This is a genomic window from Variovorax rhizosphaerae, assembly GCF_037889975.1.
Taxonomy (GTDB): Bacteria; Pseudomonadota; Gammaproteobacteria; order Burkholderiales; family Burkholderiaceae_C; genus Variovorax; species Variovorax rhizosphaerae.
In genome coordinates, this window is the sequence record NZ_JBBKZT010000016.1 from 95,989 (window position 1) to 120,279 (window position 24,291).

Annotated in this window: 28 protein-coding genes; 13 read left to right on the forward strand and 15 right to left on the reverse strand. The window is 67.8% G+C overall.

Features of this window, described 5'->3' with window-relative positions; translation table 11 throughout:
• Nucleotides 1–9 precede the first annotated feature (9 nt).
• The 3 genes from ccoG to WKW82_RS28775 are packed head-to-tail and all read left to right on the forward strand — an operon-like array spanning nucleotide 10 to nucleotide 2,041.
• Entirely contained in the window at nucleotides 10–1,437 is a 1,428-nt protein-coding gene (gene ccoG, locus WKW82_RS28765) for a cytochrome c oxidase accessory protein CcoG (protein ID WP_340346066.1), read from the forward strand.
• A 50-nt stretch (nucleotides 1,438–1,487) separates the two neighbouring features.
• Nucleotides 1,488–1,778, forward strand: a complete 291-nt coding sequence (locus WKW82_RS28770; RefSeq protein WP_340346068.1) for a FixH family protein — start codon at nucleotides 1,488–1,490, stop codon at nucleotides 1,776–1,778.
• On the forward strand, nucleotides 1,775–2,041 hold the full coding sequence (locus tag WKW82_RS28775; RefSeq protein ID WP_340346070.1) for a hypothetical protein: 267 nt from the start codon (nucleotides 1,775–1,777) through the stop codon (nucleotides 2,039–2,041). The genes WKW82_RS28770 and WKW82_RS28775 overlap by 4 nt, the downstream gene beginning before the upstream one ends.
• Nucleotides 2,042–2,061: 20 nt before the next feature.
• Here the strand turns inward: WKW82_RS28775 and WKW82_RS28780 are convergent, their stop codons facing one another.
• On the reverse strand, nucleotides 2,062–2,781 hold the full coding sequence (locus tag WKW82_RS28780) for a helix-turn-helix domain-containing protein (RefSeq protein ID WP_340346072.1): 720 nt from the start codon (nucleotides 2,779–2,781) through the stop codon (nucleotides 2,062–2,064).
• A gap of 125 nt (nucleotides 2,782–2,906) precedes the next feature.
• On the opposite strand from WKW82_RS28780, the gene hemN reads away from it, so the two are divergent.
• The 3 genes from hemN to WKW82_RS28795 are packed head-to-tail and all read left to right on the forward strand — an operon-like array spanning nucleotide 2,907 to nucleotide 5,919.
• Nucleotides 2,907–4,325, forward strand: coding sequence for an oxygen-independent coproporphyrinogen III oxidase (hemN, locus tag WKW82_RS28785; protein WP_340346073.1), 1,419 nt, complete (start codon nucleotides 2,907–2,909; stop codon nucleotides 4,323–4,325).
• Nucleotides 4,325–5,032: a sulfite exporter TauE/SafE family protein gene (locus WKW82_RS28790; RefSeq protein WP_340346074.1), complete on the forward strand. Its 708-nt coding sequence runs from the start codon at nucleotides 4,325–4,327 to the stop codon at nucleotides 5,030–5,032. The genes hemN and WKW82_RS28790 overlap by 1 nt, the downstream gene beginning before the upstream one ends.
• A 44-nt stretch (nucleotides 5,033–5,076) precedes the next feature.
• Nucleotides 5,077–5,919 (forward strand): universal stress protein, encoded by an 843-nt coding sequence (locus WKW82_RS28795; protein ID WP_340346075.1) that lies wholly within the window; start codon nucleotides 5,077–5,079, stop codon nucleotides 5,917–5,919.
• 79 nt (nucleotides 5,920–5,998) lie between these two features.
• On the opposite strand, the gene WKW82_RS28800 is transcribed toward WKW82_RS28795, so the two are convergent.
• A complete protein-coding gene (locus tag WKW82_RS28800; protein ID WP_340346076.1) occupies nucleotides 5,999–6,544 on the reverse strand; it encodes a hemerythrin domain-containing protein in 546 nt (181 codons plus the stop codon).
• Entirely contained in the window at nucleotides 6,541–7,077 is a 537-nt protein-coding gene (locus tag WKW82_RS28805) for a flavodoxin family protein (protein WP_340346077.1), read from the reverse strand. Before WKW82_RS28805 ends, WKW82_RS28800 begins: the two co-directional genes overlap by 4 nt.
• 104 nt (nucleotides 7,078–7,181) lie before the next feature.
• On the opposite strand from WKW82_RS28805, the gene WKW82_RS28810 reads away from it, so the two are divergent.
• Nucleotides 7,182–8,762 (forward strand): bifunctional aminoglycoside phosphotransferase/ATP-binding protein, encoded by a 1,581-nt coding sequence (locus tag WKW82_RS28810; protein WP_422823618.1) that lies wholly within the window; start codon nucleotides 7,182–7,184, stop codon nucleotides 8,760–8,762.
• Between the two features lie 28 nt (nucleotides 8,763–8,790).
• Here WKW82_RS28810 and WKW82_RS28815 read toward each other — a convergent pair whose 3' ends face one another.
• From WKW82_RS28815 to WKW82_RS28825, 3 genes are all read right to left on the reverse strand, one after another.
• On the reverse strand, nucleotides 8,791–8,976 hold the full coding sequence (locus tag WKW82_RS28815) for a TraR/DksA family transcriptional regulator (RefSeq protein WP_340346081.1): 186 nt from the start codon (nucleotides 8,974–8,976) through the stop codon (nucleotides 8,791–8,793).
• A 29-nt stretch (nucleotides 8,977–9,005) separates the two neighbouring features.
• Complete coding sequence (locus WKW82_RS28820; protein ID WP_340346082.1) at nucleotides 9,006–9,434, reverse strand: BON domain-containing protein; 429 nt, start codon at nucleotides 9,432–9,434, stop codon at nucleotides 9,006–9,008.
• A gap of 147 nt (nucleotides 9,435–9,581) precedes the next feature.
• On the reverse strand, nucleotides 9,582–10,364 hold the full coding sequence (locus tag WKW82_RS28825) for a Rossmann-fold NAD(P)-binding domain-containing protein (RefSeq protein WP_340346084.1): 783 nt from the start codon (nucleotides 10,362–10,364) through the stop codon (nucleotides 9,582–9,584).
• Nucleotides 10,365–10,670: 306 nt separating this feature from the next.
• Here WKW82_RS28825 and WKW82_RS28830 point away from each other — a divergent pair, with 306 nt between their 5' ends.
• Complete coding sequence (locus tag WKW82_RS28830) at nucleotides 10,671–11,339, forward strand: Crp/Fnr family transcriptional regulator (RefSeq protein WP_340346085.1); 669 nt, start codon at nucleotides 10,671–10,673, stop codon at nucleotides 11,337–11,339.
• On the opposite strand, the gene WKW82_RS28835 is transcribed toward WKW82_RS28830, so the two are convergent.
• Both WKW82_RS28835 and WKW82_RS28840 read right to left on the reverse strand, forming a co-directional pair.
• On the reverse strand, nucleotides 11,333–13,384 hold the full coding sequence (locus WKW82_RS28835) for an ATP-binding protein (RefSeq protein ID WP_340346087.1): 2,052 nt from the start codon (nucleotides 13,382–13,384) through the stop codon (nucleotides 11,333–11,335). The genes WKW82_RS28830 and WKW82_RS28835 overlap by 7 nt on opposite strands.
• Nucleotides 13,381–14,109, reverse strand: coding sequence for a response regulator (locus WKW82_RS28840; RefSeq protein WP_340346089.1), 729 nt, complete (start codon nucleotides 14,107–14,109; stop codon nucleotides 13,381–13,383). Before WKW82_RS28840 ends, WKW82_RS28835 begins: the two co-directional genes overlap by 4 nt.
• A gap of 95 nt (nucleotides 14,110–14,204) precedes the next feature.
• On the opposite strand from WKW82_RS28840, the gene WKW82_RS28845 reads away from it, so the two are divergent.
• The 3 genes from WKW82_RS28845 to WKW82_RS28855 are packed head-to-tail and all read left to right on the forward strand — an operon-like array spanning nucleotide 14,205 to nucleotide 15,881.
• Nucleotides 14,205–14,420, forward strand: coding sequence for a hypothetical protein (locus WKW82_RS28845; RefSeq protein WP_340346090.1), 216 nt, complete (start codon nucleotides 14,205–14,207; stop codon nucleotides 14,418–14,420).
• A gap of 35 nt (nucleotides 14,421–14,455) precedes the next feature.
• Nucleotides 14,456–15,298: a universal stress protein gene (locus WKW82_RS28850; RefSeq protein ID WP_340346091.1), complete on the forward strand. Its 843-nt coding sequence runs from the start codon at nucleotides 14,456–14,458 to the stop codon at nucleotides 15,296–15,298.
• A gap of 4 nt (nucleotides 15,299–15,302) precedes the next feature.
• Nucleotides 15,303–15,881, forward strand: a complete 579-nt coding sequence (locus WKW82_RS28855) for an NAD(P)H-dependent oxidoreductase (protein ID WP_340346093.1) — start codon at nucleotides 15,303–15,305, stop codon at nucleotides 15,879–15,881.
• A 26-nt stretch (nucleotides 15,882–15,907) separates the two neighbouring features.
• Here the strand turns inward: WKW82_RS28855 and WKW82_RS28860 are convergent, their stop codons facing one another.
• The 6 genes from WKW82_RS28860 to WKW82_RS28885 form a co-directional block, all read right to left on the reverse strand.
• Nucleotides 15,908–16,699, reverse strand: coding sequence for a YoaK family protein (locus WKW82_RS28860; RefSeq protein ID WP_340346094.1), 792 nt, complete (start codon nucleotides 16,697–16,699; stop codon nucleotides 15,908–15,910).
• 9 nt (nucleotides 16,700–16,708) lie between these two features.
• Nucleotides 16,709–17,176, reverse strand: coding sequence for a universal stress protein (locus WKW82_RS28865; protein WP_340346095.1), 468 nt, complete (start codon nucleotides 17,174–17,176; stop codon nucleotides 16,709–16,711).
• Nucleotides 17,177–17,220: 44 nt separating this feature from the next.
• Complete coding sequence (locus WKW82_RS28870; protein ID WP_340346096.1) at nucleotides 17,221–17,646, reverse strand: universal stress protein; 426 nt, start codon at nucleotides 17,644–17,646, stop codon at nucleotides 17,221–17,223.
• A gap of 202 nt (nucleotides 17,647–17,848) precedes the next feature.
• The gene (locus tag WKW82_RS28875) at nucleotides 17,849–17,989 is read right to left on the reverse strand and encodes a hypothetical protein (protein WP_340346097.1); all 141 of its coding nucleotides are present in this window, start codon (nucleotides 17,987–17,989) and stop codon (nucleotides 17,849–17,851) included.
• Nucleotides 17,990–18,051: 62 nt separating this feature from the next.
• Complete coding sequence (locus WKW82_RS28880; protein ID WP_422823621.1) at nucleotides 18,052–19,779, reverse strand: cation acetate symporter; 1,728 nt, start codon at nucleotides 19,777–19,779, stop codon at nucleotides 18,052–18,054.
• Nucleotides 19,776–20,084 carry a DUF485 domain-containing protein gene (locus WKW82_RS28885; RefSeq protein WP_340346098.1) on the reverse strand — a complete coding sequence of 103 codons (309 nt, stop codon included), beginning with the start codon at nucleotides 20,082–20,084 and terminating at the stop codon, nucleotides 19,776–19,778. Before WKW82_RS28885 ends, WKW82_RS28880 begins: the two co-directional genes overlap by 4 nt.
• A gap of 148 nt (nucleotides 20,085–20,232) precedes the next feature.
• On the opposite strand from WKW82_RS28885, the gene acs reads away from it, so the two are divergent.
• Complete coding sequence (acs, locus tag WKW82_RS28890; RefSeq protein WP_340346099.1) at nucleotides 20,233–22,209, forward strand: acetate--CoA ligase; 1,977 nt, start codon at nucleotides 20,233–20,235, stop codon at nucleotides 22,207–22,209.
• A gap of 15 nt (nucleotides 22,210–22,224) precedes the next feature.
• Here acs and WKW82_RS28895 read toward each other — a convergent pair whose 3' ends face one another.
• A complete protein-coding gene (locus WKW82_RS28895; protein ID WP_340346100.1) occupies nucleotides 22,225–23,655 on the reverse strand; it encodes a trypsin-like peptidase domain-containing protein in 1,431 nt (476 codons plus the stop codon).
• Nucleotides 23,656–23,761: 106 nt separating this feature from the next.
• Between WKW82_RS28895 and WKW82_RS28900 the strand changes: the two genes are divergently transcribed.
• Nucleotides 23,762–24,283, forward strand: coding sequence for a universal stress protein (locus tag WKW82_RS28900; protein WP_340346101.1), 522 nt, complete (start codon nucleotides 23,762–23,764; stop codon nucleotides 24,281–24,283).
• The last annotated feature ends 8 nt before the right edge of the window (nucleotides 24,284–24,291 follow it).

Consider the following 24,291-nt stretch of genomic DNA (forward strand, 5'->3'; position numbering starts at 1 on the left):
AGTCCTGCCATGGCCCGAGACGAGCCCTCCCGCAAGATCATTCCAATCGCCGCTGCGGCAGGGGAGTCGACCGCGCTGTACGAGGCTTCCCAAAAGATCTACCCGCGCAGCGTGCGCGGCAGGTTCGCGCGCTGGCGCTGGGCGATGGTGTTCGCGACCCAGCTCTTCTTCTACGCCATGCCGTGGACGCAATGGGGCGGGCGCCAGACGCTGCTGTTCGACCTGGCCGCGCGGCGCTTCTACATCTTTGGGCTGGTGCTCTATCCGCAGGACCTGATCTACCTGGCGGGCCTGCTGGTGCTCTCGGCGATGGCGCTGTTCCTGTTCACCGCCGTAGCGGGCCGGCTGTGGTGCGGCTACACCTGCCCGCAGACGGTCTACACGGAAATCTTCATGTGGGTCGAGCAGAAGATCGAGGGCAACCGCATCGCGCGCATGCGCCTCGACGGCGAGGCCTTCTCGCTCGAGAAGCTGGTGAAGAAGTGGTTCAAGCACCTCGTCTGGCTGATCATCGCGATGTGGACCGGCTTCACCTTCGTGGGCTACTTCACGCCGATCCGCGAACTGGGCATGGAATTCCTGCAGACGCGCATGAGCTCGTGGGAGGTGTTCTGGGTCTTCTTCTATGGCCTGGCGACCTACGGCAACGCCGGCTTCATGCGCGAGCAGGTCTGCAAGTACATGTGCCCCTATGCCAGGTTCCAGAGCGCGATGTTCGACCGTGACACGCTGATCGTGAGCTACGACAGCGCGCGTGGCGAGCCGCGCGGCGTGCGCGCCAAGGGCAAGGATGGTCGCTCGCTCGGCCTGGGCGACTGCATCGACTGTTCGCTGTGCGTGCAGGTGTGCCCGACCGGCATCGACATCCGGCAGGGGCTGCAATACGAATGCATCGGCTGCGGCCTGTGCGTCGATGGCTGCAACACCGTGATGGACCGGATGGACCTGCCACGCGGCTTGATCCGCTACGCGACCGAGAACGGGCTGGCCAACGGCTGGTCGTCGTCGCAGGTGCTGCGGCGCGTGTTCCGGCCGCGGGTGCTGGTGTATTCGTGCGTGCTCGTGGCCCTGGGCATCGGCCTGCTCGCGAGCCTGGTGCTGCGGATGCCGCTGAAGGTCGACGTGGTGCGCGACCGGGGCGCGCTCGCGCGCATCGTGGAAGGCGGGCAGCTCGAGAACGTCTACCGGCTGCAGATCATGAATGCCACCGAGCAGAAGCAGGTCTACCGCATCGCGACCAGTGGACTCGATGGCTTGCGCGTGGCCTCGGCCGAGGACGTGGAGGTCGGCGCGGCCGAGTCGCGCTGGGTGGCGGTGCGCCTGCAGTTGCCGGCCGACAAGGCGCCGCCGGGCTCGCACACCGTGCACTTCGACGTGGGCACGCCGGATGGCCGCGCGCATGTTTCGGAGAAGTCCGTCTTCCTGGTGCCGCGATGAACATGAACCTGCAAGAAAACAGTCGACCGCGCTGATCTGAAGGACACGCCATGACAAGCATCGAATCCCGGGCTTCGGCCCCCTGGTGGCGCCATCCGCACGTCTGGCTGGTGATCGGGCTGCCCGCGATCGTGATCGTCGCCTGCCTGGTCTCCGCATGGATCGCGGTGAACAGCAGCGACAGCGTGGTCGAGGAGGACTACTACCGCAAGGGCATCGAGATCAACCGCACCCTGGCCGACAAGAGCCTCATGCCGGCGCAGAAGGGCCGCAACCATGCGATGACGCCGACGGACGACGTGCCGGTGCCCGCGAGCGGCGGGCCGGGAGCCAGGCGATGAGCGCGCGCAGGTGGATCGCGATCCTGTGGCCAGCCTTCCTCGTGGCCAGCCTGATCGAGCTGGTGGTGTTCGCGCTGGTCGATCCGTCGGATCTGCGCTGGGGCAGGGAAGGGCTGGGCTATACGCGGCAGGCCATCTACACCACCAGCTTCTTCGTGTTCTGGGCGATGTCGGCAGCCGCCTGCGCGCTCGCGGTGGCGCTGACGGTGGAGCCGCCCCAGGACGATGCGCCGCCGGGGCGCTTCAACGTCCGGGCGGATTGAAGACGCGCCGCCGCGGCGCTTCAACGCCCGGGCGGATTGACGATGCGTTGCAGGGCCTGCGCATCGAGGATGCGAAGCTTGCGCTGCTCCACGTCGACGATGCCGTCCTCGCTGAACTTCGACAGCGTCCGGCTGATGGTCTCCAGCTTGAGCCCGAGGTAGCTGCCGATCTCCTCGCGCGTCATGCGCAGGACCACTTCCGTGCGCGAGAAGCCGCGTGCATGCAGCCGCTGGACCAGGTTCAGCAGGAAGGCGGCCATCCGTTCCTCGGCCCGCATGCTGCCGAGCAGCAGCATGACGCCGTTCTCGCGCACGATCTCGCGGCTCATCACCTGGTGCACATGGCGTTGCAGGGCCGGCACCTCGCGCGACAAGGCCTCGACGCGGTCGAACGGGATGACGCAGACCTCTGCGTCCTCCAACGCCACGGCATCGCAGTTGTGGCGGGCGTTGACGATGCCTTCGAGCCCCATGATCTCGCCGGCCATCTGGAAGCCGGTGACCTGGTCGCGGCCATCGTCGCTGGCCACGCGGGTCTTGAACACGCCGGTGCGGATGGCATAGAGCGAGGTGAACTTGTCGCCGTTGTGGAAGAGCGTCTCGCGCCGGCGCAGCCTGCGCCGCGTCTTGACCAGGCCGTCGATGCGGCGGAGGTCATCGGGCTGCAGGTCCGCGGGCATGCACAGCTCGCGGAGGTTGCAGTTGGAGCAGGCGACCTGGATGGTGGGTGAGGTGGTCATGAGCAGCATTCGTCGTTTGCGCGAATTCTGCGGAGCGCTACCTGTGGTCGTGTTGACGCAGGTCAAGGCGCGCGAAGCCCTGCGGGGGCACATTGAATTTCCCTTTCCCTTGTGCGAGTCACCCGATGTCCCTCGTCTGCCCCTCCGCCGAGACCTCCGTCGGCCCCTTGCTGCCTTCCGTCGCCATGCTGCGGCGCTTCGATGTGGCCGGGCCGCGCTACACCTCCTATCCGACGGCCGATCGCTTCGTCGAGGCCTTCGACGCGGCGGACCATGCGCAGGCCTTGCGCCAGCGCCGCAGCGCCGGCGCCCGTGCGCTGCCGCTGTCGCTCTACGTGCACGTGCCCTTCTGCGAGTCGCTGTGCTACTTCTGCGCCTGCAACAAGATCGTGACGCGCCATCGCGAGCGGGCCACGCAGTACCTCGACTACCTGGAAAAGGAGATCCAGTTGCAGACGGAGCAACTCGGGCGCGGGGCGCTGGTGAGCCAGTTGCACCTGGGCGGCGGCTCGCCCACCTTCCTCGACGACGCGCACCTGGCCCGCCTCATGGGCATGCTGCACAGCGCCTTCACCTTCACGACGGACTGCGAGCGCTCCATCGAGATCGATCCGCGCACCGTCGATGCCGAACGCCTGGCCAAGCTCGCGGTGCTGGGCTTCAACCGCCTGAGCTTCGGCGTGCAGGACTTCGATCCCGAGGTGCAGAAGGCCATCCACCGGATCCAGCCGGCGGCGCAAGTGCTCGAGCTGATGGCCGCCGCGCGGCAGCTGGGCTTCAAGTCGGTCAACATCGACCTGATCCATGGCCTGCCGCTGCAGACGGTGGCGTCCTTCGAGCGCACGCTGGCGCAGGTGTGCGAGTTGCGGCCCGACCGCATCGCGCTCTATGCCTATGCGCACCTGCCGGACCGCTTCAAGGCGCAGCGCCGCATCCACATCGAGCAGCTTCCGGCCGCGGCGGACAAGGTGCAGATGCTGGCGCGATCGATCGCGGTGCTGAGCGCGGCGGGCTACGTCCATATCGGCATGGACCACTTCGCCTTGCCGCAGGATGCGCTGGCGGTCGCGAAGCGACAGGGCCGCCTGCATCGCAACTTCCAGGGCTACAGCACGCAGCCGGACTGCGACCTGGTGGCGCTGGGCGTGTCGGCCATCGGGCGAATCGGCGCGACCTACAGCCAGAACGCGAAGTCGCTCGCGGAGTACTACGACCACCTGGACCAGCACCGCCTGCCAGTGGTGCGCGGCCTGGCGCTGACGCGGGACGACCTGTTGCGCCGCGCGGTGATCATGGCGCTGATGTGCCAGGGCCACCTGGATTTCGAGGCGCTGGGCCAGGCGCACCTGATCGACTTCCGCGACCACTTCGCGCCGGAGTTCGCCGCGCTCGGGCCGCTGATCGCCAATGGTCTGGTGCGCCTGAGCGACCACGCGCTGGAGGTGACGCCGATGGGATGGTTCTTCGTGCGCGCCATCGCGATGGTGTTCGACCGCTACCTGCAGGCTGATCGCAACCGCACGCGCTACTCGCGCATCGTGTGATGCAGGCCGGCCTGGCGAGTGCGGCATTGCTGATGGGGCTCGCGGGCGGGCCGCATTGCGTGGCGATGTGCGGTGCGCCGGCGGCGGGCGTGATCCGGCTGGTGCGTGGGCCGCTTGCTTCCGTGGAGTCCCCGTCGCTGCTGGCGCCGGCTTCCAAGACCCTTGTGTTCCATGCGGGCCGGGCCGTGAGCTATGCGACGGCGGGCGCGCTGGTTGCGGGGGCGGTGCAGTCGCTCGCTGATGCAGGCGAGCACGTCGCGGCACTCAAGCCACTGTGGGTGCTGCTGCATGCGGCGACGTTGGCCTGGGGCCTGGCGCTCATCGTCCAGGGGCGGCAGCCAAACTGGGCGCACCGGTTCGGCAAGGGGCTGGCCGGGGGCGTGCGACCGCACACGCGCTCGGCCTTCGGCGTGCTGGCGATGGGCGCGCTGTGGGTGCTGATGCCCTGCGGCCTGCTCTATTCGGCGCTCGCGCTGGCCAGCCTCGGCAACGGCGCGTTGGACGGGGCGATGGTGATGGTCCTGTTCGCCTTGGGGAGCGGCGTATCTCTGGTGGCGGCGCCCTGGGCCTTGCAGGTCCTCGGGAACAGGCTCGGGCCTTCTCGGGAAGGCTGGGGGGCGCGCATCGCTGGCGGGCTGCTCGCGTTGCTGGCGCTGCAGGCCTTGTGGCTGGACTTCGCGCAGGGCATCAGCGACTGGTGCCGTTGAACGAGCGCATGGTTTGCCGTCGTTGAGGGAAAGAGCTTGCCGACATGAACTTCAAGACCATCCTCGTCCACCTCGACCCCACGCAGCGCTGCGGCGCGCGCGTGGTTCTCGCGGCCAACCTGGCCCGCGCGCATGGCGGCCATCTGGTCGGGCTGCTCCCGACAGGGCGCTACGACGGCGCCATCCCGTCAGGGGCGGTGCCACGGGATGCGCCTGACCTCGCCGCAGCCTCCGCCGCATGGTTGCCCCATCGGGCCGATCATGTCGCGGAGGCCTTTCGGCACCAGATGACCGGGATGACCGGGGTGCCCTGGGAAGTGCGTCGCACGGATCGCCTGGCGCTGGAGGCGCTGGTGGCTCATGGCCGCACGGCGGACCTCGTCGTCATGGGCCAGGAAGACGCGCACGATTTGCCGGAAGGCGCATCGCGCGGCCTCGCCGGGAAGGTCATGCTGGAAGTGGGGCGGCCGGTGCTCTTGGTGCCATGTTTCGGCCGCTTCGACGCCATCGGCGAGCGTGTCCTCTTTGCCTGGGATGGCGGCCGTGCCGCCGCTGTCGCAATGCGCGCGGCGCTGCCATTGCTCAACACCGAATCGCGGGTCATGGTGTTGTCATTGCGCCCAGCCGGCGAACTGGACGACGAGGAGGCACTGCTGCCGCCGGAGCAGGTCGCCTGGTTCGAGCGCCAGGGCCTGCACGCGATGGTCCGGCGCGAGATCGTGGATGACGACATCTCCGAAGCGCTGCTGTCGAGCGCGCGGGACATGCACGCCGACCTGCTGGTGATGGGCGGCTATGGTCACTCGCGCTGGCGCGAGTGGATGCTGGGCGGCGTCACGCAGCGGATGCTTCGATGGATGACGCTGCCGGTGCTCTTTGCGAATTGAGGAGCGGCGCCAGCGACAGCAAGATGCGGTGCTGATCGGAATTCGCAGCCTCCGTGCGGCACGCGCTCCGAGCACCGCGTCAGGCGGTCTGGCTGAGCGCGTCCTGCAGCTTCCTGAAGCCGGCCCCTTGCGCCGTGCCGAACACCGGATCCGAGCGGCTGGGCGTTGCCCCGGCCACGGCTTGCCAGTCTTGCTCGTCGAGCAGGCGTGCCGCACGCGGGAGGATCTCGCGCTCCTCGGTGGCGAGGTGATGCCGGTAGTAGACGAGATAGAGCGATGCGGCGGATTCCACCCTGGCGCGCGCGACCACGCCATCGGTGGTGATCTGCTTCAGCAGTCCCACCAGTTCCTCGCCGGCGACGGCAATGGCCCGGTGCTCCTGCTTGAGGCGATTGACCGGGATGCGCATCTCCGGCGCACGCTGCACCAGCCGCGTGAACGCCATGTCCTCCATCGGATGATGTGCGCTGTCCCCGTACTCGCGCAGGTACGCGACGATGTCGAGCATGAGGTCGTAGTCGGGACCGCTGTCTGCATGGAAGGCGCTGAGCTGCTGCCTCAGCAGGTCCAGCAGCCGGGAGAAATGGACATGGTCGGCATGCCATCGGGTCATCAGGTTGTTCATGCGAGGCTCCTCGGGGCGCTCAGGGGAAGGACATCCGGCTGCGCGATCTCTTGCGAATCCGCAGTGGCAAGCGCAGCCGCGAACACTTGCATGCGCTCGGCGCAACTGCCGTCCTCCACCTCGCGGGCCGTGACGGTGGTGCTCCATGCAGGCGGCCGGCCGATCCAGCGCCCCACCTCCTCGGCGGCATCCGGGACGCCCGTGCCGCCCATGACAGAGACGACGGCAACCTCCGGCAGCCGCTTGCGGTGGTCCGCCAGGAAGCTGCGCATGGGGCTGGCCAGGCGCATCAGCCAGATCGGCGAGATGAGTACGACGGCGTCGAAGTCCGCCGGGTGCGGCCCCAGATAGCGAATGGGCGGTCGCAGGTGAAGCATGGAGTCCACGATGCAGAGCAGGTTGCCCCATCCGCCCGTGCGGCGATGCACTTGCGTGATCTCCGCCATCGGCCAGTTCTGCTGTGCACACAAGAGCTTCGCCACGCTCCGGGAAGTTCCGGTGAGGGAGTAGAAGATCACAAGGACTTTTTTCATCGCGGCCTCCAGGGGTGCATGCGATTCAATGTAGGCCGTGCATGCAAGCGAAGTCTTGCGTTGAGTCAAGGAATGCGTCCGGGCGCGTGGCACAGTGCGCGTGGATGAACTGCCGAGTCGCCAGCCCACGTTTCGTGGATCCTTCCCTGGTCCACGCCTTGCGTCGGCAGTTGCAGTCGGAGACTGGGCAGGGCGTTGACCTGGTCGAGACCCACATCTCGTGGGTGCTGCTGACGCCCACCTTGGCCTTCAAGCTGAAGAAGCCGGTGCGCCTGCCCTTCGTCGATTTCAGCGCGCTTGCGGCGCGCAGGCACTTCTGCGAGGAGGAGCTTCGGCTCAACCGGATCCTCGCGCCCGACCTCTACCTCGACGTGCGGCCGGTGTGCGGCACCTGCGATGCGCCGTACATCGGCGACGAGGGTGGCGCAGCAGGCGATGCGATCGACTACGTGGTCCGCATGCGGCGCTTCCCCGATGGAATGCTGCTGAACGAACGGCTCATGTCCGGGCAGTTGAAGGGCGCGGAACTGGACGATCTGGCGCGCACGCTCGCACGCTTTCACGGTGACGCGCCCGTGGCAACCGTGGCGTCCGGCTTCGGTGCACCGGAGGGTGTCGAGCAACGGGTCATGGCCGCCCTCGGCAGCCTGGAAGGCGCATGCGGCACGGCGCGACTTGCGGCACTGCGGCGCTGGGTCGAGGGCAAGGTACAGGGCCTGCGCATGGCCTGGCTGCTGCGCCAGCGAACCGGCGCGGTGCGCGAATGCCATGGCGACCTGCACCTGGCGAACGTGGTGCGGCTGGACGGACGGCTGCAGCCCTTCGACTGCATCGAGTTCGATCCGTCGCTGCGCTGCATCGACGTGATGAGCGACGTCGCCTTCCTCACCATGGACCTGAAGGCGCACGGCCATACCGACCTGGCCTTCCGCTTTCTCGACCGGTACCTGGAGCATTCGGGCGACCATGAAGGCCTGCCGGTGCTGCGCTTCTACGAGGTGTACCTGGCGCTGGTCCGGGCACAGGTCGCCAGCCTGCGTGGCGCATCCGGCGAGGGGCATCCCGACGAGGGGCATCCCGGCGTCGAGGACTACCTGCTGTGCGCGGAAGACATCGTGCGCCGCGCCGAACGCAGCCCGCGCCTGCTGATCACGCATGGCTTGTCCGGCTCCGGCAAGTCGACCGTGGCCGCGCAGTTGCTGGAACTCGCGGGCGCGGTGCGGGTGCGATCCGATGTCGAACGCAAGCGCCTGTTCGGCCTGCCGGCACTGGCGCACTCGGCGGATCACGCGCTCGACATCTACACGACCGAAGCCACGCGGCGCACTTTCGCGCGGCTTGCCGAAGCGGCCCGAATCGCGCTACAGGCCGGCTACCCGGTGATCGTGGACGCGACGTTCCTGTGCCATGCGGAGCGGGCCGCGTTCCATGCGCTGGCGGCCTCGTTGCGCCTGCCCTTTGCGATCCTGGACCTGCGCGCCAGCCCGGCGCAACTGCGGCGCAGGATCGCTTCGCGGCAGGCCGGGGATCTCGATGCTTCGGAGGCGAGCCCGGCGGTGCTGGAGCGGCAGTTCGCATTCCAGGAGCCGCTCGACGCGCAGGAGCGTGCGATGGCCATCAGCGTCGAGACCGAGATGCGACCGGACGCTGCGTCTCTGTGCGCGCTCTGGATGGCGGGCACCTGAGGGCGCCCGCCTTCGCGCACGAGCTTGCTCAGTGCCGATGCGCCTCCAGCGCCGCCTGGCACGCCGTGCAGTGGATGGCGATCGGCTGCGCGAGCAGGCGCAGGCGCCCGATCTCCTCGCCGCAATCGACACAGACGCCGAAGCGCCCGCAGGCGAGACGGTGCTCCGCTTCCTCGATCTCGTGCAGGCGATGGCGGTCGCCCTTCAGCACCATGGCCCGCATCGTCGAGCCATCGTGCATCGCTACGCTTCGACCAGCAGGTTGTTCACCACATTGGCCACGCCGGGCACCGACCAGGCCGCGCCCTGTGCCGCGTTGCGTTCGGCCCATGAATGGACGGTGCCGCGCAGCGTGACGTCGGCGCCGTTGACGCTGATCTCGATGCGGCGTGCCTCGCGGTCGGCCTGGCGTTCGAGTGCGTTCTGGATCTTCAGCGCGATGTCCGTCGATGTGACCTTCGGCTTGACGACGATCTGGTTCGCCACGCCGGTCACGCCGAGCAGGTCGCTCACCGCCACCTCGATGGCGCACTTCTCGGCATGGCTCGAAGGATGGCCGGTCAGCGTCACCACGCCATCCTTGACGATCACGCCCACATCGGTGGCAGTGACCGCCGGATCCCACGCGAGTTCGGACAGGACATCGTTTCTCATTTGAACGTCGGACTTCATGAGGATCTCCAGTTGGGTTGGGAAGGAACTTTCAATGTCGGCGGCACCGCGCGCTCGTGACTTGTGTCAGATCAAGGGTTCACTGCGATGGCCAGCGCCAGCCCGTGATCTCCGGCATGTCCTGTCCATGGCGAGCCTCGCCGGCCGTCACGCGTGGCCGATGCTATCGACCAGCACGGCCTGGATCATGTGGCAGTGGTTTTCTGCCCTGCGGTTCTCGTCGATGGCGCCGGCGCACGTGCAGATCGGCCAGCGCGAAGGGCCGTACGCGTTGACGGTGAAAGCGGCGTCATTGGCTGCGCCCGGCGCCGCGTCAACGGCGCTCACGTCGAAGCCGATGTTGCGCGCCGCCGAGACGAACGCCTTGCCTTGCAAGCTGCCGGCATCGCCGACGAACCGGATCGACAAGGGGATCGAAGGCGGCAAGGGGTGCTCATGGAGCGTCATCAGGTCGGCCAGGACGCGCAGCGGGTGGCTGTCGCGCCCGAGCCCGTCGTAGACCGGCACGCCGGCAGCCACCTCGATCTCGCGCACGGTCGCTGCGGGCAGGGCGCCGCAATCGATGGCGTCGTACATCCGGCCGAGGGTGCGGGCCATGGGGACGACGTCGGGGTTCGGCGTGCCCGCCCGGTGGCGGTGACGGACCTGCGCCACGCGAGCCCCGAGATCGGAAGCGGCACGCTCGAGGATGACGCACGGGTCGGTGGTCGGGTCGTCCATGAGCAAGGCGAGGTTCTTGCCGCGCAACGGCGGGCGCTGGCTGTGGGCCCGCAGTTCCGCCCGGATCCGGCAGGCGGCCGCGAAGAGTTCGAGGATATGCGCTGCCTCGAGCGGCCGATGTGAGGACGGCAGGGCGGCTGCAAGGAAGGGGATGGAGGGCACGCCCGTGAAGGTAGGCGTTGCCGCGTCGCCGATATTGACGGGCGTCAAACCCTGGCGCGACCGTCTGGACGTTCCAGGCCTGCGCTAGCCCTGCCGCATCAAGACACATTGTGGACACAATGTATTCATGCACTGTTACCCAAGCCCTTCCGGCTGTCGCGAGCCGGTTGCACTCGCTGCCTAAGCTTTTGTTCATCCCACAGCAAGGAGCCAGCGATGAACGAAGTGCCCAACCTCTCCCGGTTCAACAGCTCTCAAGTCGATGTGGCTTCGCCCGCTCGACTTGATCCCTCGCGGGGGACAAGCCGCGCACAGTCCGGCCTTGGGAGTCCAGCCCTCGGCCACATTGCCGAAATGCTCCAGTTGCTCCAGGACAGCGTGCCGATCCAGCGCCGCGTGGTGCGCAGCGGCGACGTCGTCTACCAGGTGGGCCAGCAGTTCAACTGCCTGTACGTCGTCAACTCCGGCTTCTTCAAGATGGTCAACCTCTCCGGCGAGGGGCGCGAGCAGGTGGTGAGCCTGCACTTCAAGGGCGACTGGATGGGCCTGGACGGCATTGCCAACGGCCAGTACGGTTGTGACGCCGTCGCCATGGACACCGGCGAGGTCTGGGCCATCCGCTACGACGCGCTGATCCAGGCGGCGGTTCGCACGCCGGCCCTGCTGACGGCAATGCACGGCGCCATGAGCCGGGAACTGCGGCGCGAGCACGACTCGATGCTGTCGCTCTGCACGCTCTCCGCGGACGCCCGCGTGGCCGGCTTCCTGCGCTACTGGGCCGATGCGCTCGAGCAGCGCGGCCTGCGCACCGACCAGTTCACGCTGCGCATGACCCGTGCCGAGATCGGCAACTACCTCGGCATGACGCTGGAAACGGTGAGCCGCGCCCTGTCCAAGCTCGCGCGCGGCGATGTCATCCGCTTCACGGAAAAGGGGCGGCGCGACATCCACATTCCGCAGGTCGAGGCGCTGACGGATTTCATCCGCGACCTTGGTGCGCCGCAGACGGCGGCGCTTCACTGAGGGTCGTTCAGCACCCTGGCCATGGCACGCTCCAGGTCCGCGCGTGTGCAGGGCTTGCGCAGCAGTTCGCGACGGTGCGGCTCGTCGAGCAGGTCGCTGGAATAGCCTGACATCAAGAGCACCGGCAGCTGCGGCAGGCGCGCATTCACGCAGTCGGCCAGTTCGGTGCCGCGCATGCCGGCGCCCAGCACGATGTCCGTCAGCAGCAGGTCGACGGGGATGCCTGTGTCGAGCATCTGCAAGGCGTCCTCTGCGTTCGCGAAGGCGATCGCTTCGCACGACAACGCGGCCAGGAAGGCCCGCATGACGTTGCGCACCTCCGGGTCGTCCTCGACCAGCAGGACGCGCAGCCCGGGGCGCAGGTGCTGCCCCGCGACCGTGTCGGTATCGGCGCCTGCAGCTGCTTGCTCGGCGACACGGGGCAGGTAGAGCGTGACGGTGGTGCCGTCGCCCGGCGTACTGGCCAGCGTGATCGCCCCGTGCGACTGCCGCGCGAAACCGTAGACCGTCGACAGGCCCAGCCCGGTGCCACGGCCGGCCTCCTTGGTCGTGAAGAAGGGCTCGAAGGCGCGCTCCTTCACCGACTCGGGCATGCCCTGTCCGGTGTCCGATATCTCGATGGCGACATACCCGTCCGTCGACCTCGTTGCATGCGCCGCGCCGGATTCGGCGGGCAGATCGGCTGCGGACCGGCATTCGATGGTGATCGTGCCGCCTTGCGGCATCGCGTCGCGGGCGTTGATGGCAATGTTCAGCAGCGCGGACTCCAGCTGCACCGGGTCGGCCAGGCACAGCAAAGCCTGCGCGTGGAGCGTGATGGTGATGCGCTGGTCGAGCGTGCGCCGCAGCATGTCGGTCAGCGAGCCCAGCAGCGCCAGCGTGTCGACGGCGACGGGCTGCAGGACCTGGCGCCGCGAGAAGGCCAGCAGCTTGCCCGTGAGTTCGGCGCCGCGGCGTGTGGCGCGCTGCGCGGCCGCGACCAGTTGCCGGACCATCTCGTCGTCCTCGCAGGCGGGCAGTTCCTCCAGCACCTGCAGGTTGCCCGAGATGACGGTCAACAGGTTGTTGAAGTCGTGCGCCACGCCGCCGGTGAGCTGGCCGACCGTTTCCAGCCGCTGCGCATGGCTGAGCGCCTCCTCGCTGGCCGAGCGCTGCATCACGGTGGCCAGCATGCTGGAGAGCGATTCAAGGAAGCGCACCTCGTCGTCGCCGAAGCGCTGCGGCGTGCGCGAACGCACCGCCAGCGTGCCGATGGTGCGGCCCCGGTCGCCCAGCGCCACGCAAAGCTCGCACACCATGCCTGCGTCGACGTAGTGCGCGGGAATGGTGAAGCGCGTTTCGCTCGCGTAGTCGCGCATCAGCACCGTCTCGCCGGTGGTCATCACATGCCTCGCCGGCGAACCTGGCGCGTTGGGCAGGCGCTGCCCGATCGACTCCTGCGGCAACAACCCGACCCCTGCGGCAATGCGGAACTCCAGGCCGTTCGATTCCACCAGCAGGACCTTCGCCATTTCGACCTGCAAGGCTTCCGAAGCAACGACCGGCACCAGTTCCATCAATTGGCTTGCATCCCGGGCCTCGACCGCGAGCCGGCCGAAGCGGGCCAGGTGCTCGGCATAGCGTGCGCGCTGCAGGGCCTGCTTGACGCGCGGGTACTCGCCGACGGCGCGGACGGCCGCCACCACATAAGGCAGGCCGTGGTCCTGCAGCGGACTCAGGGCGATCTCGACCTTCACCTCGCTGCCGTCGCGGCACCGGGCCACCAGGTCCATCTGCGTGCCCATCGGACGGGCCACGGGTCGCGCGGCGTAGGCGTTGCGAAAGGCGGCATGGCGCGGGCGTATCGCGTCGGGCACCAGTTGCTCGACCGACAGGCCGGTGAGCTGGTCGATCGAATAGCCGAGCAGGTCGAGCGCCGCCGGGTTGGCAAGCTGGATCGTGCCTTGCAGGTCGACCAGCAGCAGCGCGTCCGGATAGGCGCTGAAGAGCGAGCGGAACAACGCGCCGTCGTCCATGCCCGGCAGCGACGGCAGCGGAACCATCATCCGGCCTCGACGCGCGGGACCAGGATGTAGCCGGCGCCGCGCACCGACTTGATGATCTGCGGGTTGTCGGGGTCGGCCTCGACCTTCTTGCGCAGGCGCCCGATCTGCACGTCGATCGTGCGGTCGAAGGGCCCGCCATCGCGGCCACGTGTCGCGGTGAGCAGGAAGTCGCGCGAGAGCACGCGGCCGGGGTGCGTGACCAGCGCCGTCAGCAGGTCGAACTCCCCGGTGGTGAGGGCGACTTCGTCCCCCTTGGAATCGACCAGCCGGCGTGCGTCGGTGTCGAGCTGCCATTGCGCGAAGCGCAGCGTCGACGAGGCCTCTGCTTGCGGCGGTACGGGCGGTGCGGCAGGCGGCGTGATCCGCCTCAGCACGGCCTTGATGCGCGCCAGCAGCTCGCGCAGGTCGAAGGGCTTGGTGACGTAGTCGTCCGCGCCGACTTCCAGCCCGACCACCTTGTCCACCGCATCGCCCCTTCCGGTCACGATCACCAGTCCGCAGTGCCAGTGCTCGCGCAGCGTGCGCGCGATCGAGAAGCCGTCTTCGCCGGGAAGGCCCAGGTCCAGCAGCACCAGCGCGGGTGCGTCGCGCGCCATGAGTTCCATGAGTGCCTTGCCGGAGTGGACCTGGCTGATCCGATAGCCCTGGTTGCCGAGGTAGGTTGCCAATAGTTGCGTGATGTCGGCTTCGTCGTCGAGGACGGCCAGGTGGGTCTTGATGTTCACGCGCGGATGGTAGTGCGGGCGAGGCTCTTGCGCCATATCAACACCTTCGAGGGGCGCCAGTGGGAAGCTGGAGTCCTCATCCACAGGAGATCACCATGCACGATGACGACAAGCCCGCATACCCCTCACCGGATGGCCTGATGCAACTGATGCTCGACTGGCAGAAGGCTTGTGCATCCCTCATGCTGCAAGGGCAGCAGAACCAGTTGCAGGTCCTGGCCGCATGGCAAAAGGCGATGCAGGACGTGCAGCGGGATCTGACGGATCGCTGGATCTGTCGCTTCGGTGGCGGCGTGCCGCTCGACGGCTGAAGTCGCATGGATGCACCTGAACTCCGGCCAAGACCATGAGCTATCCGACCATCCTCGTGCATCTCGATCGCACCGCGGCCTGCAAGGTGCGTGCGGACCTGGCGGCGCAGTGGGCGCGTGCCCACGGCAGCCACCTCGTGGGGCTCATCTCGACCGGGTTGATCGACGGCATCATCCCGGCCGATGAACTCCAGTCCGGCGCCACCGACTGCATCGCGGAATGCGCGGAATACCTGCGCCTTCGCGCGGAAGCCATCGGCCATGACTTCCGGGAGCGCGTGGCGGCGCAGGGAAGCCTGTCCTACGAAGTGCGCCTCATCGATTCGACGACGGTCGATGCGGTGGTCCGGCACGGGCGCACGAGCGACCTGGTCGTGCTCGGGCAGCGCGACGACAGCGAGGTCAAGGACATGACGACGCGCGACCTCCCGCAACGCGTGGTGATGGAAGTGGGCCGGCCGGTGCTGCTGGTGCCGTACGCGGGTCGCTTCGAAGGCGTGCCGAAGAACGCGGTCGTGGCATGGGATGGCTCGCGCGAGTCGGCCGTCGCCATGCGGGCCGCGGTGCCGGCCTTGCGCCAGGCGTCGAAGGTCACGCTGGTGTCCTGCTGCGCGGTCCATGCCGACAGCGGGGCAGATCGCCTGCTGGTGCCGGACGTGCTGCAGTTTCTGGCGCGGCATGGCGTCCATGCGACGGCGGAGAGCGACGTGACCGACATCGACGTCGGGGATGCGCTGCTGTCTCGCTTGTCCGACCTCGGCGCCGACCTGCTGGTGATGGGCGGCTACGGGCATTCGCGCTTCCGCGAGCTGATGCCCGGCGGCGTCACACGCCAGGTGCTGGCGCAGATGACGGTGCCGGTGCTGATGACCCACTGACGCCATGCGAGTCCTCATCATCCAGGGGCATCCGGACCGCTGTGCCTGGCACTTCTGCCATGCGCTGGCCGATGCTTACGCCGAGGGTGCTCGCAGCGCCGGGCACGCGGTCGAATGGATCGACATCGGCATGCTGGATTTCGCCTTCCTGCGCAGCCAGGAGGAATGGCAGCATGCCAGATTGCCGCCCGCACTGGCCGACGCGCAAGCGGCCATCACGCGCGCGGATCATCTCGTCATCATCTATCCGCTGTGGCTGGGCGGAATGCCGGCGGCGCTCAAGGGCTTCCTCGAGCAGGTCATGCGCCCGGGCTTCGCGGTGCCGGCGGATCGGCCCAGCCTGCGCGCGAAGCTGCTCGCGGGGCGCAGCGCACGCGTGGTGGTCACCATGGGCATGCCGGCCGTGGTCTATCGCTGGTACTTCTTCGCGCATGGCCTGCGGCTGCTCAAGCGCAACATCCTCGGCCTCATCGGCATCGCGCCGGTGCGCGATGCGGTGGTCGGTTCGGTGGAGAACCTCACGCGCAAGCAGAGGATCGTATGGCTGCGGCGCTTGCGGTCATGGGGGCAGGCGGCTGTCTGACCGCGTCGTGCAATTTCGCGAGCTTCTCACCGCTTTGTCTCGCGGGGTGCGGCGGCGTGCGCCCGGTCCAGCAGCGCCCGTGCACGCGGCAGATCGCGCAGCAGCGGCGGCACCGACAAGCCGAGCAGCAGTGCCGCAAGTGGCACCACGAACACGAAGCCCACGTGCTTGAACCCGAGCGCCCCGGTGATGCCGCCCAGCACGAACATGGCGACGAGTCCACCGGCGATGCCCATGCGCCGCCGGCTGTGCTGAACCTGCACCCGTGACGGCGCGTGCCGGCTGCGGGCCCAGTAGAGCGACTTGCCCAGTTCCATGCCGAGGTCCGTGATGTTCCCCGTCATGTGCGTGGTGCGAACGCTGCCGCCCGAGGTCTTCGACGCGACGGCGTTCTGCAGGCCCATGATGAAGGACAGCAGCAGCACCGTGAGCGGCACCGCGAAGGGGGTGGACCAGGTCAGCGTGATGGCGCCGGCCAGGCCGAAGGGAAACATGAGCCCGGCCTCCAGCAGCAAGGGCAGGGCATAGACGCTGTGGAGGCGATGGCGGCGGCTCCAGTTGACGAGCACCGCGCAACTGGCGGCACCCACCGTGAATGCGAGGATGGCGCCGAAGGCATTGAGCACCAGCGTCATGTTGCCGAGCACGAGGCCGTCCGCGACCTGCGACGCGAAGCCGGTCATGTGCGAGGTGTACATGTGCAGAACCAGGAAGCCGCCAGCGTTGACGGCGCCCGCGTTGAAGGCGAGCAGCAGGCCGAGTACGGCGTTCGTCGATGGTGCGCGATGGCGGTTGGTGAGCAGGCGCAGACGGCGCATCGGGGGGTATCAGGCCGCAGCCGTGCTCGACGGAGCGTCGCGCACCAGCAGCACCGGCACCGGCGATGTACGCAGCACCGCCTCGGCGCCGCTGCCGAGCAGCAGGCGCTTCGCGCCATGCCGACCGTGCGTGCCCAGCACGACGATGTCCGCTGGCCATTCGCTCGCCTGCGCCGCCACCAGCTCGGCCATCCTGCCGGTGAAGCTGCTGTGCAGGACCGACTCGGATTGGACGCCCGCGACGCGGGCCGTCTCGCTGGCGTCCTCGAGCAGCTTGGTGCCGTAGGCGCGCATCGCCTCGACCCAGTGCCCACCGTGGTCCTCGTACGCATCCATGGCATGTGCCATCGCCATGTCGCCGACGGCATGGAACAGGCGCAGGCGTCCCTTGGTCAATCCCGCCAGGCGAATGGCCTCGTCGAGGCCGCGCTGCGACGTTTCCGTCCCGTCGAGCGGGACGAGGATGTGCTCGTACATGGCTGCTCCTGTCGTGGTCCGTACAGGGGATGAACGGTGGATGTCTACTTGACGACGGCGACCGGCTGCTTCGCCAGCGCCATCACCTTGTGCACGACTGAGCCGAGCAGCATGTCGGCCACTGCGCCGCGGCCCTTGGAGCCCAGCACGATCATGTCGAACTTGCCTTCGTTCGCGCACGCGACGATCTCCTGCGCGACATGGCCCGTGCGTATCTCCATGTCGTAGTCGATGTCATCGGTCTTCAACAGCTTGATGGCCGGCTTCATCTCCTTCTCGCTGAGTTCACGCAGGTAGTCCGCGACCTGGTCCTTGCCGACAAAGGACTTGGCGTGCCGCAGGCCGGTGTCGTCATGCACGCTGACCAGCGTGATCCTGTTCCTGGTGCGCAGGAGGTGCGCGAGTCGCACGGCGTACTTCACGGCGCGGAGGGCATGCTTCGAGCCATCGGTTGCAACCAGTATCTTCATGGCAGGTTCTCCTGTGGAAGGGAAGGACATGCTCCTGCACCGGGCCGCCAACGGGATTGCGCTGGATCAAGTGATGGCCGGGGCGCGAGCTGGCAGCCTTGCGCTGCGTCAACGCTGAATGGATCTCGTCACTTGCCGGTGTGCGAGGGCTGTGAAGCTGTGCCACGCGCAGCCTCGCAGGTTGGCAGTTCCCCCTGCGGCATCAGTCCAGTGTCGCCAGGATGACCCAGGTGTACAGCGCGAGCCAGGCAACGGCCGCGGACAGGGCCAGTACGGCGCCGGCCCAGGCCGCGCGCCGCACCCAGCGCTCGCGCGTCCCCCTTGATTGCGGAAAGTGGCTCACCTCAGCTCCCAATTGCATTTGGCATGTGGTCCCGTGCATCGATGGCGTGCTGCTTGCCACGCTCAATGCCCGCTCGCACCAGCGGCGCCGATGCCGGTCTCGGAGCGCACCTGCTGCGCGAGGAAGCCGTGCTTGTCGACCTTGGCGCGGGCACTCTTGTCCAGCACCGAGAACAGCCAGATCCCGACGAAGCCGATGGTCATCGAGAACAGGCAGGGCGAGGTGTAGGGGAAGGGCGCCGAGCCCGCGGGGTAGCCCAGCGTCGCTTCCCACACTGAGGGCGAGACGATGGTCAAGCCCACCGACGAGACGAGCCCCATGAAGCCGCCGATCACCGCGCCGCGCGTGGTGCATCCCTTCCACAGCACCGACATGAACAGCACCGGGAAGTTGGCCGACGCCGCGATCGCGAAGGCGAGCGACACCATGAAGGCGATGTTCTGCTTCTCGAAGGCGATGCCCAGCACCACGGCGACGATGCCGAGCGCGATGGTGGTGATCTTCGACACGCGCAACTCCGAAGCGCTGTCGGCATCGCCCTTCTTGATCACGGTGGCATAGATGTCGTGCGACACCGCGGAGGCGCCCGACAGCGTCAGCCCTGCCACCACGGCCAGGATGGTCGCGAAGGCCACGGCCGAGATGAAGCCGAGGAACACGTTGCCGCCCACCGCATTCGCGAGGTGGATGGCCGCCATGTTGCCGCCGCCGATCAATGCGCCCTTGGCATCGGTGAACTGCGGATTGGTCAGCACGAAGGTGATCGCGCCGAAGCCGATGATGAAGGTCAGCAGATAGAAGTAGCCGATCCAGCTGGTGGCCCACATCACCGACTTGCGCGCCTCCTTGGCGCTCGGCACGGTGAAGAAGCGCATCAGGATGTGGGGCAGGCCGGCCGTGCCGAACATCAGCGCCATGCCGAAGGAGATCGCCGAGACCGGGTCCTTCACGAAGTTGCCCGGACCCATGATCGACTGGCCGATGCTGGCGGCCACCTCGGCCGTCTTGCCGTCCTTCATCGCCAGGTCGGTCTTGATCTTGACGGCACCCGCGAACATCGCCTCCGGACTGAAGCCGAAGTGCCACAGCACCGACAGCGCCATGAAGCTCGCGCCGCCGAGCAGCAGGCAGGCCTTGATGATCTGCACCCAGGTCGTGGCCGTCATGCCGCCGAACAGCACGTAGACCATCATCAGCGAGCCGACGATCACCACCGCCACCCAGTATTCGAGGCCGAACAGCAGCTTGATGAGCTGGCCCGCGCCGACCATCTGCGCGATCAGGTAGAAGGCGACCACCACCAGCGTCCCCGAGGCCGCGAACATGCGCACCGGCGTCTGCTTGAAGCGGAATGCCGCCACGTCGGCGAAGGTGAACTTGCCGAGGTTGCGCAGGCGCTCCGCCATCAGGAAGGTGATGACCGGCCAGCCAACCAGGAAGCCGATCGAGTAGATCAGGCCGTCGTAGCCCGCCGCCATCACCGCGGCCGAGATGCCGAGGAAGGACGCCGCCGACATGTAGTCGCCCGCGATGGCCAGGCCGTTCTGGAAGCCCGTGATGCCGCCGCCCGCCGTGTAGAAGTCGGACGCCGAGCGCGTGCGCGATGCCGCCCATTTGGTGATGTAGAGCGTGCCGAGCACGAACATCGCGAACATGCTGATCGCGGTCCAGTTGGTGGCCTGCTTCTGCATCTGGCCGAGGTCGCCACCGGCCGCGAGTGCGGATGCGGATGTGCCGAGCAACGCGGCCAGCGCCATCGCGCGGCGAAGGCGTGGAATGTTCGTGTTCATTTGAATGCTGCCTTCACGACCGCGTCGCTGAGGGTGTCGAACTCGGCATTGGCACGCCGCACATAGAAGGCCGTGATCAGGATCGTGAAGACGATGACGCCGAAGCCGATCGGGATGCCCAGCGTGGTCACGCCGTCGCCGATGGTCCGCGCGAGGAAGGGCTTGTTGAAGGCCACGAGCAGCACGAAGCCGTAGTAGACGACCAGCATGAGCAGCGTCAGCGTCCAGCCGAAGCGGTTGCGCCGGCCCTTGAGCAACTGGTATTGGGATTGGCTGGCGATGCGCCGGGCCAGGTCTTCTTCCATGAATGTCTCCTTCAAGGTGGATGGGGATGTGGGGATTGGATGCGTTGGCGCGCGGCAGACCTTTGAGCAAACGCAAGGTTTGCGTTCGCGCTTTGGCCGACCATGGCCGCACCTTCAACCCCCAGGCTTCCCTTCAAAGGAGACACGCATGAACGCCCCGGACCGACTGCACCACCTCGCCCAATACGCACCGCCGCACCGGTTGCTGCACACGGCCCATGTGCCGGGGCACGCGGCGTACCAGGCGCTCGTCGCCGAGTCGCAGGAGGACTACGCCGGCTACTGGGGCCGGCTCGCGCGCGCGTTCGTGCAGTGGAAGAAGCCCTTCACGCGGACGCTCGACAGCGACAACGCGCCGTTCTACAAATGGTTCGAGGACGGCGTGCTGAACGTCTCCTGGAACTGCCTCGACCGGCAGGTGGAAGAAGGCCTTGGCGACAAGACCGCGATCCTATTCGAGGCCGATGGCGGCACCGTCACGCGCATCAGCTATTCCCAACTGCTGGCCATGACCTGCCGCATGGCCAACGCGATGAAGGCGCTGGGTGTAAGGAAGGGCGACCGCGTCGTGATCTACATGTCGATGTCGATCGAAGGCGTGGCGGCGATGCAGGCCTGCGCACGCATCGGCGCCATCCACTCGGTGGTGTTCGGCGGCTTCTCGGCCCATGCGCTGCGCGACCGTATCGCCGACACCGGCGCGGTGCTGGTGGTCACGGCCGACGAGCAGGTGCGTGGCGGCAAGACGCTGCCGCTCAAGGCGCTGGTGGACGAGGCGCTGGCGCATGGCGGGTGCGACTCGGTGCGCAACGTGATGGTCTACCGCCGCACGGGCGGTGGCATCGCCTGGCATGCGCGCGATCGCTGGATGCACGAGGCGACCGCCGAACAGCCCGCCGTCTGCGAACCTGAATGGGTGGGCGCGGAACACCCGCTGTTCCTGCTCTATACCTCGGGGTCCACCGGCAAGCCCAAGGGCGTGCAGCACAGCAGCGGCGGCTACCTGGTGCAGGTGGCAGCCACGATGAAGTGGACCTTCGACATGCATCCCGAGGACGTGTTCTGGTGCACTGCCGACATCGGCTGGATCACCGGCCACAGCTACATCGCCTATGGCCCGCTGGCCATCGGCGCGACGCAGGTGGTGTTCGAGGGCGTGCCGACATTCCCTGACGCGGGCCGCTTCTGGAAGATGATCGAGCGGCACAAGGTCACGGTCTTCTACACGGCGCCGACGGCCATCCGCTCGCTCATCAAGGCCGCGGAGACCCATCCCGAAGTGCACCCGGACCGCTTCGACCTGCGCAGCCTGCGCATCCTCGGCTCGGTGGGCGAGCCGATCAACCCGGCCGCGTGGGAGTGGTACCACGAATACGTCGGCGGCGGACGCTGCCCGATCGTCGACACCTGGTGGCAGACCGAGACTGGCGCGCAGATGATCACGCCGCTACCCGGCGTCACCACGCTGGTGCCGGGCTCCTGCACGCTGCCGTTCCCCGGCATCACGGCCGCGATCGTCGACGAGACCGGGGAGGACGTGCCCAATGGCCAGAGCGGCCTGCTCGTCATCAAGAAGCCGTGGCCCTCGATGATCCGCACCATCTGGGGCGACGATGCCCGCTATGTGTCGAGTTACTACCCGCCGGAACTGCGCGGCTACTACCTGGCCGGCGACGGCGCCGCACGCGACAGGGACACGGGCAACTTCACCATCGGCGGGCGCATCGACGACGTGCTGAACGTCAGCGGCCATCGCATGGGCACGATGGAGATCGAGTCCGCGCTCGTGGCCTGCACCGAGCTGGTGGCCGAGGCGGCGGTGGTGGGCCGGCCCGACGACACGAGCGGCGAGGCCATCTGCGCCTTCGTCGTGCTGAAGGGGCCGCGACCGACCGGCGAGGCGGCCGAGAAGCTGGCGGTCCGGTTGCGCAACTGGGTCGGCAAGGAGATCGGGCCGATCGCCAAGCCCAGGGACATCCGGTTCGCGGACAACCTGCCCAAGACGCGCAGCGGCAAGATCATGCGGCGCCTGCTGCGCTCGGTGGCGAAGGGCGAGGCCATCACGCAGGATGTCTCGACGCTGGAGAACCCGGCGATCCTTTCGCAGCTGAACGAGGCGCACTGAACGCGAGGGACCGGATCAGCGGCTGTCGCGACGCGCGCCGCGGTCCGGGATCGGCACCGGCACGTACGCGCGGCGGCCATTGCGCTGCACCAGCAATGCCGCGACGCGGCCGGGCGCCATGACAGCCAGCAGGCGGGCCATGTCAGGGATGCGATCGACCGAACTGTCGTTGATGGCCATCACGATGTCGCCCGGCCGGATGCCTTCGCTGCGCGCTGCGCCTGCCGCTTCACGGACCATCAGGCCTTCCTCGATGCCGAGCTGAAACTTCTGCGCACGCGACAACTCGCCAAGACGAAGGCCCAGCCCGTCGTTCCATTCGAGGGGTGTGGCGATCGTCTTGGGCGATGACGGAATGGCCTCTTCCTCGAGGACCACCGTTGCCCTGGCGGCGCGGCCTTGTCGCCAGAGCTCGAGCCGCACGCTGGTGCCCGGCTGCCGTTGCGCCACGTCCTGCACCAGGTCCGTGAAGTGCGAGATGCGCACGCCGTCGATGGCCCGCACGACATCCCCGCGCAGCAGGCCCGCCGAGGCGGCCGGCCCGTCGCGCTGGACGCGCACGACGAGTGCGCCGCTCGCGTCGGGCAGGCGGAAGGATTGCGCGAGCGCGGGGTTGACCTCCTGCATCTCCGCGCCCAGCCTGGCGCGCCGCACCTTGCCGTTGGCGCGCAACTCGCCAACGATGCGCATCGCCAGGTTCATCGGCACCGCGAAGGACAGGCCCATGAAGCCGCCGCTGCCGCTGTAGATCATCGAATTGATGGCGACCACCTCGCCGCGTGCATTGAACAGCGGGCTGCCGGAGCTGCCGGGGTTGATGGCGACGTCGGTCTGGACGAAGGGAATCTCGCCGCTGCCGGCCACGTAGCGGTTGGTCGCGCTGACCACGCCGGTCGTCACGCTGCCGTGGAAGCCGAAGGGCGTGCCGATGGCGGCCACCCAGTCGCCGGGCGCGAGCTTCGACGAGTCCCCGACGACTGCGGCATGCAGTCCGCGCGCGTCGATCTTCAGCAGGCCCACGTCGGTGCGCTTGTCGCAACCCACGATGCGCGCGCTGAAGCGGCGCCCGTCGGACAGGCGCACCTGCGTCTCGTCGGTGTCGGCGATCACGTGCGCGCTGGTCAGGATGTAGCCGTCGCTGCTGATGATCACGCCGGAGCCCAGGTCGCGTTCCTGGTTTGCGCCATAGCCCACGGGCAGGGGCAGGGCGAAGCGGTCGGCGAAGTCGTTGTCGGGAAGGATGTCGACGTTGTCGACCGCGTCGTCGTAGACGTTGCCCTCGCGCTCCAGGCGCAAGGTGACGATGTCAACCACGGACTCGTTGCGGCTCGTCACCAGCGCCGCGAAGGCGGAGGTCTCGGATGCGGGCGCGTTCGGCTGTGCAGCCGCGATCGTGCCCAGCACCATGCTGCCTGCGAAACAGGATGCGAACGCGCGCCTTTTCATGGGCTGATTCTTCGGCGGCCGGATGCGTGGTCCCTTGACGCGGATCAAGACTCCTGGCTGCGCCCGCCGGGACACTGGTCGCATCACTTTCCAGACGAGGTCCACCATGTATGAACGCATCCTGGTTCCCATCGACGGCAGCAACACTTCGCTGCATGGCCTGGACGAAGCCTTGCGGCTGGCCGGCCTCACGCACGGCCGCCTGCTGCTCGTGCACATCGTCGACCAGCTCAAGTACCTGAACGGCTACGAGAGCGCCGCCGTCTACATGTCCGACCTGCTGCCCCACATGCAGGAGGCCGGCGAGCAGATCCTGCGGCAAGGCCTGGAACGCGCACAGCGCGCGGGCATCCAGGCGGAAACGCTGCTGCTCACCGGTCTGACCGAACGGGTCGCCGATGTCGTCGTCGGGCAGGCCAACGCGTGGAAGGCAGACCTCATCGTGATCGGGACGCACGGGCGGCACGGCCTGGGCCGGGTACTGCTGGGCAGCGACGCCGAGCAGATCCTGCGCGTCTCGCCGGTGCCGGTGCTGCTGGTGCGGTCGAAGCATGTGGCGTCGGCTGCGAAGGCAGAGCCCGCGCTGGCGGCTGACGACGTGTTGCCTCGCGTCTCCATTGCGGCTTGACCCCGGAG